The sequence below is a fragment of the Neisseria sp. HMSC065D04 genome (assembly GCF_001815675.1).
Classification (GTDB): Bacteria; Pseudomonadota; Gammaproteobacteria; order Burkholderiales; family Neisseriaceae; genus Neisseria.
In genome coordinates, this window is sequence record NZ_KV821488.1 from 73,668 (window position 1) to 85,229 (window position 11,562).

13 protein-coding genes and 1 other RNA gene are annotated in these 11,562 nt (G+C 48.9%); 13 read left to right on the top strand and 1 reads right to left on the bottom strand.

Annotation, left to right across the window (positions count from 1 at the left end; translation table 11 throughout):
- The first annotated feature begins 330 nt into the window (after positions 1 to 330).
- The 5 genes from HMPREF3050_RS02780 to HMPREF3050_RS02800 all read left to right on the top strand — a co-directional run bounded on the left by HMPREF3050_RS02780 (position 331) and on the right by HMPREF3050_RS02800 (position 5,514).
- Positions 331 to 744, top strand: a complete 414-nt coding sequence (locus HMPREF3050_RS02780) for a hypothetical protein (protein ID WP_070773362.1) — start codon at positions 331 to 333, stop codon at positions 742 to 744.
- A 162-nt stretch (positions 745 to 906) separates the two neighbouring features.
- Entirely contained in the window at positions 907 to 2,382 is a 1,476-nt protein-coding gene (gene trpE / locus HMPREF3050_RS02785) for an anthranilate synthase component I (protein WP_070773363.1), read from the top strand.
- Positions 2,383 to 2,445: 63 nt separating this feature from the next.
- The gene (locus tag HMPREF3050_RS02790; RefSeq protein ID WP_070773364.1) at positions 2,446 to 3,015 is read left to right on the top strand and encodes an RNA 2'-phosphotransferase; all 570 of its coding nucleotides are present in this window, start codon (positions 2,446 to 2,448) and stop codon (positions 3,013 to 3,015) included.
- A gap of 50 nt (positions 3,016 to 3,065) precedes the next feature.
- The gene (locus HMPREF3050_RS02795; RefSeq protein WP_003778796.1) at positions 3,066 to 3,380 is read left to right on the top strand and encodes a hypothetical protein; all 315 of its coding nucleotides are present in this window, start codon (positions 3,066 to 3,068) and stop codon (positions 3,378 to 3,380) included.
- A gap of 226 nt (positions 3,381 to 3,606) precedes the next feature.
- Complete coding sequence (locus HMPREF3050_RS02800) at positions 3,607 to 5,514, top strand: ATP-binding cassette domain-containing protein (protein ID WP_070773365.1); 1,908 nt, start codon at positions 3,607 to 3,609, stop codon at positions 5,512 to 5,514.
- Between the two features lie 117 nt (positions 5,515 to 5,631).
- Here HMPREF3050_RS02800 and ssrA read toward each other — a convergent pair.
- Positions 5,632 to 5,994: a transfer-messenger RNA gene (gene ssrA, locus HMPREF3050_RS02805) on the bottom strand.
- A 159-nt stretch (positions 5,995 to 6,153) separates the two neighbouring features.
- Here ssrA and HMPREF3050_RS02810 point away from each other — a divergent pair.
- From HMPREF3050_RS02810 to HMPREF3050_RS02845, 8 genes are all read left to right on the top strand, one after another.
- Positions 6,154 to 6,585 (top strand): type II toxin-antitoxin system RatA family toxin, encoded by a 432-nt coding sequence (locus tag HMPREF3050_RS02810; RefSeq protein WP_070773366.1) that lies wholly within the window; start codon positions 6,154 to 6,156, stop codon positions 6,583 to 6,585.
- The gene (locus HMPREF3050_RS02815; protein ID WP_070773367.1) at positions 6,578 to 6,853 is read left to right on the top strand and encodes an RnfH family protein; all 276 of its coding nucleotides are present in this window, start codon (positions 6,578 to 6,580) and stop codon (positions 6,851 to 6,853) included. Before HMPREF3050_RS02810 ends, HMPREF3050_RS02815 begins: the two co-directional genes overlap by 8 nt.
- An 84-nt stretch (positions 6,854 to 6,937) precedes the next feature.
- The gene (pth, locus tag HMPREF3050_RS02820) at positions 6,938 to 7,516 is read left to right on the top strand and encodes an aminoacyl-tRNA hydrolase (protein ID WP_009312935.1); all 579 of its coding nucleotides are present in this window, start codon (positions 6,938 to 6,940) and stop codon (positions 7,514 to 7,516) included.
- A 53-nt stretch (positions 7,517 to 7,569) separates the two neighbouring features.
- A complete protein-coding gene (locus HMPREF3050_RS02825) occupies positions 7,570 to 7,776 on the top strand; it encodes a hypothetical protein (protein ID WP_003763661.1) in 207 nt (68 codons plus the stop codon).
- Positions 7,773 to 8,159, top strand: coding sequence for a VanZ family protein (locus tag HMPREF3050_RS02830; RefSeq protein WP_070773368.1), 387 nt, complete (start codon positions 7,773 to 7,775; stop codon positions 8,157 to 8,159). Before HMPREF3050_RS02825 ends, HMPREF3050_RS02830 begins: the two co-directional genes overlap by 4 nt.
- Positions 8,160 to 8,456: 297 nt before the next feature.
- A complete protein-coding gene (locus tag HMPREF3050_RS02835) occupies positions 8,457 to 9,236 on the top strand; it encodes a (Fe-S)-binding protein (RefSeq protein ID WP_070773369.1) in 780 nt (259 codons plus the stop codon).
- Positions 9,233 to 9,934, top strand: a complete 702-nt coding sequence (locus HMPREF3050_RS02840; RefSeq protein WP_070773370.1) for a LutC/YkgG family protein — start codon at positions 9,233 to 9,235, stop codon at positions 9,932 to 9,934. Before HMPREF3050_RS02835 ends, HMPREF3050_RS02840 begins: the two co-directional genes overlap by 4 nt.
- On the top strand, positions 9,931 to 11,385 hold the full coding sequence (locus HMPREF3050_RS02845) for a LutB/LldF family L-lactate oxidation iron-sulfur protein (RefSeq protein ID WP_070773371.1): 1,455 nt from the start codon (positions 9,931 to 9,933) through the stop codon (positions 11,383 to 11,385). Before HMPREF3050_RS02840 ends, HMPREF3050_RS02845 begins: the two co-directional genes overlap by 4 nt.
- The last annotated feature ends 177 nt before the right edge of the window (positions 11,386 to 11,562 follow it).

Sequence of the window (11,562 nt, forward strand, 5' to 3'; positions counted from 1 at the left end):
GCCTTGTCCTGATTTAGTTAATCCACTATACATCGGAAAAACAGGGTGCAAAGAGGTCGTCTGAAAATGGTTTAAGGGCGTCTGAAGGTATCGGTTTTCAGACGCGACCTTTTTTCAACGATTTGAGGGTCGTCTGAAACGCCCGTCCTAGCAATAAGTAGCATATTCAAACTATTTCGTTTCGGGTATAGTATCGCCTGAACAGACTTTCAGGCAGGCTGACCGGTGAGGAAGCGACGTTTTATATGTTATCCCTAAAGATTCCCGCGCCGCCAATCGTCAGCCCGCCCTAAACCGTATGATGCGACATTGCTTTGGAGAAGCGCTGAAATGTTCAAACGTCCTGAAGAAATCATCGTCCTTGTCCTTGCCGTCATTTGGGTGGTGCTGACTTATTTCATCGCCGCCTTTCTCGGCGCCGATACTTACACTATCTTCCTGATTACCGGCCTGACGCTGGTATGGGCAGGCGTATGCTTCCGCCTGTGGCAGATTAATTTGAGCCGTAATATCTGGCCGCTGTTTTTAGGCAGCTTGGTAATGTGTTGGTGGCCTTATTTGGATTGGTTCGCCATCAAAGACATCGTCGTTCCCGCTTCCGGAGGGGAGGCTATTATTCTGAACAGACCATGGTATGCAAGCTGGATCTTCAAATTTATCCTGTCGCTGATTCCGGTCGTACTCGGCTACGCATACAAATGGAAACAGGCTAAAAAACGCCATACCGCTACGCCAAACGCCTGATATCCCCAGCCTAAAACGCCGTTGATAGCAAACGGCGTTTTGCTTTTTCAGACGACCCGCATACTGTCAACGCTATCGATAAACTGCTATACTTTTCGGATAATTCAACCGGTTTTTACTCAGATAAGGTCGTCTGAAAAGTACCCGACAAACGGAATAGAAATGATCAGCAAACAAGAATACCAAGCCCAAGCCGCTCAAGGCTACAACCGAATCCCGCTCGTTCAAGAACTCCTTGCCGACCTGGATACGCCGCTTTCCCTCTATCTCAAACTCGCCAACCGCCCCTATACCTACCTGCTCGAATCCGTTGTCGGCGGCGAACGTTTCGGCCGCTATTCCTTTATCGGACTGCCTTGCAGCCACTATCTCAAAGCCAGCGGCAAACACGTCGATGTTTATCAAAACGGCGAAATCGTCGAGCAACACGACGGCAATCCGCTGCCCTTTATCGAAGCCTTCCACAACCGCTTCAAAACGCCCGAAATCCCAAGCCTGCCGCGCTTTACCGGCGGACTGGTCGGCTACTTCGGTTACGAAACCATCTACAATTTCGAACACTTCGCCCACCGCCTGAAAAACACCGCCAAAGCCGACCCGCTCGGCACGCCCGACATCTTGCTGATGCTGTCGCAAGAGTTGGCGGTTATCGACAATTTGAGCGGCAAAATCCACCTCATCGTTTACGCCGATCCAGCGCAGCCCGACGGCTACGAACGCGCCCGCGAACGCCTCGAAGACATCCGCACCCAGTTGCGCCAAAGCTGCGCCATCCCGCTCTCGCTCGGCAGCAAACACACCGAAGCCGTCAGCGAATTCGGCGAAGAACCGTTCAAAGCCTGCGTCAACAAAATCAAAGACTACATCTTCGCAGGCGACTGCATGCAGGTCGTCCCCAGCCAGCGCATGAGTATGGAATTCACCGACAGCCCGCTCGCCCTCTACCGCGCCCTGCGCACGCTCAACCCTTCGCCTTATCTCTTTTACTACGATTTTGGCGATTTCCACATCGTCGGTTCCTCGCCCGAAATCCTCGTCCGCCGCGAACGCGACGACGTCATCGTCCGTCCCATCGCCGGCACGCGCCTGCGCGGCAAAACCCCCGCCGAAGACCTCGCCAACGAGCAAGACTTATTAAGCGACGCCAAAGAAATCGCCGAACACGTCATGCTTATCGATTTAGGGCGCAACGACGTCGGCCGCATCAGCAAAACGGGCGAAGTCAAAGTAACCGACAAAATGGTGATTGAAAAATACTCCCATGTGATGCACATCGTTTCCAATGTCGAAGGTCGTCTGAAAGAGGGCGTTACCAATATGGACATCCTCGCCGCCACGTTCCCCGCCGGCACACTCTCCGGCGCACCCAAAGTCCGCGCCATGGAAATCATCGAAGAAGTCGAACCCAGCAAACGCGGCATCTACGGCGGCGCCGTCGGCGTATGGGGATTCAACAACGACATGGATTTGGCAATCGCCATCCGTACAGCCGTAGTAAAAAACAACACGCTATACGTCCAAAGCGGCGCAGGCATCGTCGCCGACTCCGACCCGACCTCCGAATGGCAGGAAACACAGAACAAAGCCCGAGCAGTGGTTCGGGCAGCGCAGATGGTGCAGGAGGGGTTGGATAAATAAATTTCAGACGACCTTTGTAAAGAGAAGGTCGTCTGAAAATACTTAAAAGAAAGAAAAACACCCATGAGATTAAATGAAAAACAACAAAAATCCGTCAGCAAATTCCTCAGCCTGATCTTGCGTCACAGACCCGAACAAATCGGAATTACTTTGGACAAAAACGGCTGGGTGGATATTGATATCCTGTTGGCACAAGCAAATCACCCCAAGCACAACTTTACCGGCGTTGCATTGACGTACGATACTTTAATGGAAATAGTTGAAAACAATGATAAAAAACGGTTTACCATATCAGAAGACGGCAAGCGTATTCGTGCCGCGCAAGGGCATTCCACAAAACAGGTTGAAATCCAGTATTGCGCAACGACACCGCCTGATATCCTATATCACGGCACAGCGGAAAAATCGGTGCAGTCGATATTTGGCCAGGGATTGCATGCAGGTTCACGCCATTTCGTCCATCTTTCGGCAGATATCGAAACTGCAATCAAAGTTGGTTCCCGACATGGTAAACCCGTAGTGTTAACCATCAACACCGCAGCCATGCTCGCTGACGGTCATCAGTTTTACCTCGCAGACAACGGCGTTTGGCTGACTGAAAACGTTCCGGCAAAGTTTATTGCCAAGTTATGAATTTAGCTTGAGTTTTTTTGTAAATCCAAATAATTGAGGAGTAAATAGATATGAGGAAATCTTCGATTCTAATTTTGACGGCTTTGACTGTACTGGTTGCTGGTTGTGACAAAATGAAGTCCGATACAAATTCTGATACAAATATCGATCAAAGTGATGTTTGTGTGGTGAGCAAAATCAATAAAGATGAAATTCAAAAATGTACGCCGGGCAAACTTATATTCCTTTCACCACAAACATGGGGTAGTGAAAAAGTTCCTATCGAATTGTCAGCATTTTTCTGCGATACCAATCATCAAGTCATCTACAACAATAGCGGTGTACTGTGTGTCTATACAGACAAACGCATGCATAAAATTAAATAGTTCACATTTGGAAAAATCCGCCTGTAAAAATAAGGGGCGGATTTTGTTTGTGAGTAACTTATTATCTGTTACATTAGTTCGCATAATGTATATTATGTTAAATTATATCGATTGATTCAAGTTTCTCAATATTCTTTAGTTCTTTTCATCTCTCTTCGTACCTATCACAGAGCTTTTTAAAATCAGTTAAAATACACGACTTGATTTTATTTTTCCCTATTTCCTTATGAACATCTTATCCGTAGAAAACGCTTCCTTTGCCGTCGGCCATGTCGCCTTGCTCGACAAAACTTCCTTCCAACTCGACAGCGGCGAAAAAATCGGCTTAATCGGCCGCAACGGCGCGGGTAAGTCTTCGTTTCTGAAAATCCTCGCCGGCGTGCAGAAGCTCGACGACGGGCAGATTATCGTTCAAAACAACCTCAAAATCGTTTATGTGCCGCAGGAATCGTTTTTCGACAAGGAAGCCACCGTATTCGACACCGTCGCCGAAGGCTTGGGCGAAATCCGTGATCTGCTGGGCCGTTACCACCGCGTCAGCCATGAGTTGGAAAATGGTTCGAGTGAGGCTTTATTGAAAGAGCTCAACGAATTGCAGCTTGAAATCGAAGCGAAGGACGGCTGGAAGCTGGATGCGGCAGTAAAGCAGACTTTGGGCGAACTCGGTTTGCCGGAGAATGAAAAAATCGGCAACCTCTCCGGCGGGCAGAAAAAGCGCGTCGCTTTGGCGCAGGCTTGGGTGCAGAAGCCCGACGTATTGCTGCTGGACGAACCGACCAACCATTTGGACATCGACGCGATTATCTGGCTGGAAAACCTGCTCAAAGCGTTTGAAGGCAGCTTGGTCGTGATTACCCACGACCGCCGTTTTCTGGACAACATCGCCACGCGCATTGTCGAACTCGACCGCGGCATTCTGCGCTCCTATCCCGGCTCGTTCTCCAAATACAGCGAGAAAAAAGCGCAGGAATTGGCGGTTGAAGCGGAACACAACCGCCTCTTCGACAAATTCCACGCGCAGGAAGAAGCGTGGATACGCAAAGGCATCGAAGCGCGCCGCACCCGCAACGAAGGCCGCGTGCGCCGTTTGGAAGAACTGCGCCGCCAGCGCGCCGACCGCCGCAATGTGCAGGGACAAGTCAACTTCAAGCTCGACAGCGGCGAGAAAAGCGGCAAAATCATCGCCGAGCTGGAACACGCCTCGTTTGCCTATGGCGACAAAGTCATCATGGACAAATTCTCCGCCATCTTGCAGCGCGGCGACAAAATCGGCCTAATCGGCCCCAACGGTATCGGCAAAACCACCTTCCTCAAGCTGATTTTGGGCGAATTGCAGCCGACCTACGGCAGAATCCGCATCGGCAGCAAGCAGGAGGTCGCCTATTTCGACCAGTTCCGCAGTGCGTTGAACGAAAACGACACCGTGTTTTACACGCTCGGCCAAGGCAACGATTACGTCGAAATCGGCGGCAAGAAAAAATACGTCATGAGCTATCTGGAAGATTTCCTGTTCCACCCTGCCCGTGCGCAAAGCCCCGTTTCATCGCTCTCCGGCGGCGAACGCAACCGCCTCCTGCTGGCAAAACTCTTCACCCGCCCCGCGAATATCCTGGTCTTGGACGAACCGACCAACGACTTGGACATCGACACCCAAGAGCTGCTCGAAGACTTGCTGCGCGATTACCAAGGCACGGTATTCCTTGTCTCGCACGACCGTATGTTCCTCGACAATGTAATTACCCAAAGCATTGTTTTCGAAGGACAAGGCCGTCTGAAAGAATACATCGGCGGCTATCAGGACTATATTGACGCAAAATCACGCGAAGAGAAAATTCAGACGACCTCCGCACCCAAAGCAGCCGCTGAACCGGAAAAAGCCAAACCCAAAGCCAACCGCACGGTCAAACTTTCCTACAAAGAACAGCGCGAACTCGACGCCCTACCCGACGAAATCGCCGCCCTGGAAACCGAACAGTCGGAAATCAACGCGCAGCTTTCCGATCCTGAAATCTTCAAAGATTATGAGAAAGCCGGTGCATTGCAAAACCGCGCCGAAGAAATCGAAACACTGCTTTTGGAAAAATTGGAACGCTGGGAGCTTTTGGAGGCAAAGCAGAACGGTGAATCAGTTTGATTTGTCGATAGCAGATTCCTGTTTGCTTTAAACATCAGCAATGAGATAACAAAAAGCCTTGAAATTGTTATATTTCAAGGCTCTTATACGCTATAAAATAAAACTGAAAATTAGGCTTGGTGGAGGCGGGGGGAATCGAACCCCCGTCCGGAAGTCCTCTACAGAGCGTTCTACATACTTAGTCGTGTCTATTTAAAATCTCGTTCCTATCATGCCGACCGACAGGCCTTCTAGGAACCAGTTACCTTAAATCTTATTTCCCGCCAAGTAACCCGGCGGAAAACCAGTCAATGTAGAATGACGTTGCGGTAGCTTGCGCTACACAGCCCATTGACCAACTGCTGCAACGGCAGGCCTTAAGCGGCCAGTGCGTAAGTTTCGTCGTTTGCGACTATTTAGATTCAGTGTTTTACGGGAAATCTGAGACCCCGGTATGCCCGCATCTGCTTTGCAACCCCCGTCGAAACCAAGATCGCCCCCAGATGGGAAAGGTCGATTATACGCATATCGTTATACTTTGCCAAGCAGGACTGTCTTGATGATGAGTTGGATTGGGATGGTTGCAGAGATTCGAGGTCGTCTGAAAAATACAGTGAATTCGTTTATAATACCGCTTTCCGATTTTGAGCCTGTTTGAGCATGAAAAAGGTTGAGAAGAATATCTTGGTTTTGCACAGCACGGAGCAAATGTTTGAGTTGGTCGATAAGGTTGAAGACTATCCGAAATTTTTGCCCTGGTACAGTAAAACTGAAGTAATCGAACGAAAAAACAATGAGTTGAAAGCGCGTCTTTTTATGGACTATATGCGCGTGCGCCAATCATTTGCTACGCACAATCACAATATTCCCGGTAAGGAAATCCGAATGGATTTGTTGGAAGGACCTTTTAAAATCTTGCGGGGAACATGGAAATTCTTAGATTTGGGCGACGATATGTGCAAAGTTGAATTTAAATTGGAATATGAATTTTCCAACTCTGTCTTATCTGCCATGATTTCGCCTGTTTTCAGCCATTTGTCTGGAGCATTGGTTGATGCGTTCGTTAAAGAAGCGGATCGCCGTTATGCTTGAGATTGAAGTCGTTTACGGTTTGCCTGACAAGCAAGTGTTGAAAAAAATGAATGTGCAAAATGGCTGTACGGCGCGTGAAGCGGTATGTCAAAGCGGGCTGGATGAAATATTTTCTGAATTGGACTTACAAATTGCTCCGCTGGGAATTTTTGGCAAGTCAGTTAAAAGTGAGACGCTTCTTCGCGATAAAGACCGGATTGAGATTTATCGCCCATTATTGATCGATCCCAAAGAGGCACGCCGCAAACGTTTACAAAATCAGGATTGATAGTTAACTTGGGTCGTCTGAAACCATTTTCAGACGACCTTTTATCGAAATTGACCGCATTTTCTGCGGTATTGAGAAATAATTATGTCGAATAAAATCAAAATGATTGTCGGACTGGGAAATCCCGGGGGCGAATACGAACAAACCCGCCATAATGCAGGATTTTGGTTCTTAGACGAACTTGCGTGGCAGTGGAAAGTATCATTTAAAGAAGAGAAAAAATTTTTTGGTGAGGTGGCGCGGGCGAATCTGCCTGATGGCGATGTGTGGCTGCTTAAACCCATGACTTTTATGAACCGTTCCGGCCAGTCTGTTGCCGCACTCGCGCAGTTTTACAAAATCAAGCCCGAAGAGATACTGGTTGTGCATGACGAATTGGATATTCCTTGCGGTCGTATCAAATTTAAACTTGGCGGCGGAAATGGGGGGCATAACGGCTTGAAAGATATCCAAGCCCGTCTTGGTACACCTGACTATTACCGTTTGCGTTTGGGTATAGATCATCCGGGTGACCGTAACCTCGTTGTCGCTTATGTATTGAACAAGCCAAGCGCAGAACACCGCCAACAGATTGACGAGGCAATTGCCAAATCATTAAAAGCGATGCCGAAAATAATGGCGGGCGAATGGGAAGAAGCTACACGTTTCCTACACAGCAAGTAAATGCTATGTTGTGTACATCATTATCCGCCCTCCTCTTTTGAAAAATTCCCCATATGTCTCAGATTTTAGAATTAATCCAGAATGAACCCATCGGCGTAGTGGAAGAAACCCTTGATTTCCTGCTGTACGAATGCAGTATAGATGATGCACCGACAACAGAGGAAGTTGAACAATGGCGCGACATATTGAACGGACGCGGCAACAAATTCATCCGCCTTGCGGCTATCTGCCAAACTTGGTTGGATGAGGAACAAAAATGAAGTTTTACATCAATAAATTCAGTCTGTTGGCTATCGTTTGGTTTGTGGCCGGTATCTATTCTTTGATTTTCAAGGAATCTGGTAATACGCCGCCACCGTTTCCCAATTTCGACAAAGTAGCCCACTTCGCTTTGTTTTTTGCCCAGATTTGGTTATTGGCAAAATCTTATATTCACGAAAAAGCAAAAATTCCGTATTTCGGTTTGTTGATATTCGCACTTCTGTTTGCTGTTGGAAGTGAATGGGCACAAGCTACGTTTACCACAACACGCGAAGGCTCTATTGGCGACGGCATTGCGGATATGTTGGGCTCAGGTGTCGCGCTGTGGGTTGCATCAAAAATTAATGCATCTAAAAATCCATCTTCCTCTCAATCCAATTAACTACCCTCCCCTATTTTTTCTATAAAACAGTTTGAAACCCGGGTGCAATCATATTTGTTGAACACCCGGGCATTCATATGGATTGATTCATTTATTCATTAATAAATGAGTTAGCTTTTAAATATAATGATATTTATTCGCATATAACTATTTACATTTGTGGAATCAGTATTTCAGACGACCCATCAATCGTTTCCAATATTATTTTTTAAAATTATACTTGACCGCCTACATGCAATTACTTAAAGTAGCCGTCTATTTATACAAAGAAAAACGGGTACTCCCGTTAACGAAAAAATGAGCGCAATCACCCCACCCAAAATCACTACATTCGACAGCAAGCCGACGGATGTCTATTTCTTCGGCACCTGCGTCCTTGATCTTTTCATGCCCGAAGCAGGCATGGATGCCATTACTTTAATCGAGCAGCAAGGCATACGGGTTCATTTCCCGATGGCGCAAAGCTGCTGCGGCCAACCCGCCTACTCTTCCGGTCATCCAACCGAGGCGTTTGATGTCGCCAAAGCGCAACTCGACCTTTTCCCTGAAAACTGGCCGATCGTTGTACCGTCCGGCTCGTGCGGCGGCATGATGAAACATCACTGGCCCACCCTGTTTAAAAATACAGAATACGAATCCAAAGCGGTTGATTGTGCCAACCGCATCATTGAGTTTACTCATTTCTTGCTTGCCATCGGCTACAAGCCTGAAGACAAAGGCGAGCCGGTCAAAGTCGCTGTTCACACTTCCTGCGCCGCCCGCCGCGAAATGAATGTCCATATTTCAGGCTGGCAGTTGATTGACGGCATGGAAAACGTTGAACGCATCGTTCACGACCATGAAAGCGAATGCTGCGGCTTCGGCGGTACATTCTCGGTCAAACAGGCCGATATTTCCGGCGCGATGGTAACCGACAAAGTCGCCGCGCTGAAAGAAACCGGTGCAACCGAAATCATCAGCGCGGACTGCGGCTGCATGATGAACATCGGCGGCAAAATCGCTAAAGACGAGCCGAATATGCCGCGTCCGAAACACATCGCATCCTTCTTGTTGGAACGTACCGGAGGCAAAGCATGAGCGCGCGCGAAAATATTTTGGCAAAACTGAAAAAAGCCGACGCATTACCGATGGAAGAGCCCGCAGTTTTTGATTATTACCGTGAAATGGGTGTTTCTTGGGACAGCGAAGTTGAGCGTCTGAAACATTGGGCTGCCGCTATGCGCGCCGTCAAAACCGAAATTTATTGGGTGACCAAAACCGGCTGGCCGCAAGTATTCCGTCAAGCAGCCGAAGGCAAAGGTTTGAAAAACATCCTACTGCCATTAGCGACAGAACACGGACAAATCGCCCGTGCCGCTCTGGTGGACAGCAATATCGAACCGATTGCTTTCGAACGCGAAATCGATACTTGGAAAACCGAGTTTTTCGCGAACATCGATGCAGGCTTCAGCGGCTCGCAATGCGGCATCGCCCGTACCGGTACGCTGATGCTGTTTTCCAGCCCCGAAGAACCGCGTACTTTAAGCCTTGTCCCGCCCGTGCATTTCTGCCTGTTTGATACGGCGAAGATGTATAACGAATTTCATAACGCCGTCGAAGGCGAAAAACTGGTGGAAAACGGTATGCCGACCAATGTTTTCCTGATTTCCGGCCCGTCCAAAACCGCAGACATCCAACTGACGCTTGCTTACGGCGCGCACGGTCCGCGTGATTTGGTCATCCTCGCCATCCTGCCTGACCACATTTCCCCTGCCGATTTGGAGGAAAACGCATGACTACGCAAACCATCAAGTTCCACATGAAGCCGGAAACTTTCAAACAAAACGCCGCAATTTCCCTTCAAGACAAGCCTTTGCGTAAGAGTCTGCGTACCGCGATGGATATGCTGATGACCAAGCGCAAAGCCGTTTTGTCCGACGAAGAAGAGTTGCAAAACCTGCGCGATTTGTGCGAACACGTCCGTCAACGCTCATTGTCCAAATTACCCGCCCTGCTGGAGCAGCTGGAAGAAAACCTGACTAAGTTGGGCGTGAAAGTACACTGGGCGGAAACTCCGGCCGAAGCCTGCGAAATCATCCACGACATCATTACTGCCAAAAACGGTAAGCTGATGGTCAAAGGCAAATCTATGGTCAGCGAGGAAATCGAGCTGAACCATTATCTTGAAGCAAAAGGCATTAAAGCGGTGGAAAGCGACTTGGGTGAGTTTATCGTCCAAATGGCAGGCGAAAAACCGACCCATATCGTGATGCCCGCCATTCACAAAACCAAAGAACAGGTTAGCGAACTTTTCCACCAAAATCTTGGAACTCCGCTTACGGACGACGTAGACCAACTGACCGGCTTCGCCCGCAAAGCCCTGCGCGATATTTACAGCACTGCCGATGTCGGTTTGAGTGGCGTAAACTTTGCTGTTGCTGAAACAGGTACGTTGTGTCTAGTGGAAAACGAAGGCAACGGTCGCTTGAGTACCACCGTTCCGCCCGTGCATATCGCCATTACCGGTATTGAAAAAGTTGTCGCCAAGCTGTCGGACGTTCCGCCTTTGTACAGCCTGCTGCCGCGTTCTGCCATCGGTCAGAACATTACCACCTATTTCAACATGATTACCGGTCCGCGCCGCAGCGAAGAGCTGGACGGTCCGCAGGAAATGCACTTGGTTCTGCTCGACAACGGCCGCAGCCAAGCCTATGCCGAAGACCAAATGCGCCGTACCTTGCAATGTATCCGTTGTGGCGCGTGCATGAACCATTGTCCGGTTTATACCCGTATCGGTGGCGCGGCATATGGCACAACCTATCCCGGCCCTATCGGCGAGATTATTTCCCCGCACCTGTTGGGTCTGGATGCCACCCGCGACCTGCCGACCGCCTGTACCATGTGCGGCGCATGCGTGGAAGTCTGCCCGGTACGCATTCCGATTACTGAACAAATGCAGCGTCTGCGTGTCGAAGCACAACGTTCACCGTCTGAAGTCGTACCGCATCCTATTCGCGGACAAGGCGCATCGCATACCTTCGGCGAACAAATGGCATGGCGCACATTCAACGGCATTTTCAGCGGCAGCAAAGCCTACCGTGCCTTCGGTTGGGCGGCCACCAAATTCCGTGCATTGACGCCGAGCAAGCAACTGGGCTGGACGGACAACCGCGTTCCGATGAAACCTGCCAAGAAAACGCTGCATGAAATGATGGCGGAAAAAATGCGCCAAAAAGAAAAAGCATAAAGCTGGAAATCGATAAAGACGTATATTTGCCATCTAAACAGCAAAGGTCGTCTGAAAATCGTAAACTGCACATTAGTAAGCCGGAGACCAAATCCGGCTTGGTCATGTGCAGTTTTTTATAGCTTAATAGGCATATCTAGGATATATATAGTGGATTAACTTTAAACCAGTACGGCG

Excerpts from the sequence above, each read along its gene's own strand:
- HMPREF3050_RS02835 (WP_070773369.1), top strand. The coding sequence starts at position 8,457 with ATGAGCGCAATCACCCCACCCAAAATCACTACATTCGACAGCAAGCCG.
- HMPREF3050_RS02840 (WP_070773370.1), top strand. The coding sequence starts at position 9,233 with ATGAGCGCGCGCGAAAATATTTTGGCAAAACTGAAAAAAGCCGACGCA.
- trpE (WP_070773363.1), top strand. The coding sequence starts at position 907 with ATGATCAGCAAACAAGAATACCAAGCCCAAGCCGCTCAAGGCTACAAC.
- HMPREF3050_RS02780 (WP_070773362.1), top strand. The coding sequence starts at position 331 with ATGTTCAAACGTCCTGAAGAAATCATCGTCCTTGTCCTTGCCGTCATT.
- HMPREF3050_RS02830 (WP_070773368.1), top strand. The coding sequence starts at position 7,773 with ATGAAGTTTTACATCAATAAATTCAGTCTGTTGGCTATCGTTTGGTTT.
- HMPREF3050_RS02810 (WP_070773366.1), top strand. The coding sequence starts at position 6,154 with ATGAAAAAGGTTGAGAAGAATATCTTGGTTTTGCACAGCACGGAGCAA.
- HMPREF3050_RS02845 (WP_070773371.1), top strand. The coding sequence starts at position 9,931 with ATGACTACGCAAACCATCAAGTTCCACATGAAGCCGGAAACTTTCAAA.
- HMPREF3050_RS02800 (WP_070773365.1), top strand. The coding sequence starts at position 3,607 with ATGAACATCTTATCCGTAGAAAACGCTTCCTTTGCCGTCGGCCATGTC.
- HMPREF3050_RS02815 (WP_070773367.1), top strand. The coding sequence starts at position 6,578 with ATGCTTGAGATTGAAGTCGTTTACGGTTTGCCTGACAAGCAAGTGTTG.
- HMPREF3050_RS02825 (WP_003763661.1), top strand. The coding sequence starts at position 7,570 with ATGTCTCAGATTTTAGAATTAATCCAGAATGAACCCATCGGCGTAGTG.
- HMPREF3050_RS02790 (WP_070773364.1), top strand. The coding sequence starts at position 2,446 with ATGAGATTAAATGAAAAACAACAAAAATCCGTCAGCAAATTCCTCAGC.
- HMPREF3050_RS02795 (WP_003778796.1), top strand. The coding sequence starts at position 3,066 with ATGAGGAAATCTTCGATTCTAATTTTGACGGCTTTGACTGTACTGGTT.
- pth (WP_009312935.1), top strand. The coding sequence starts at position 6,938 with ATGTCGAATAAAATCAAAATGATTGTCGGACTGGGAAATCCCGGGGGC.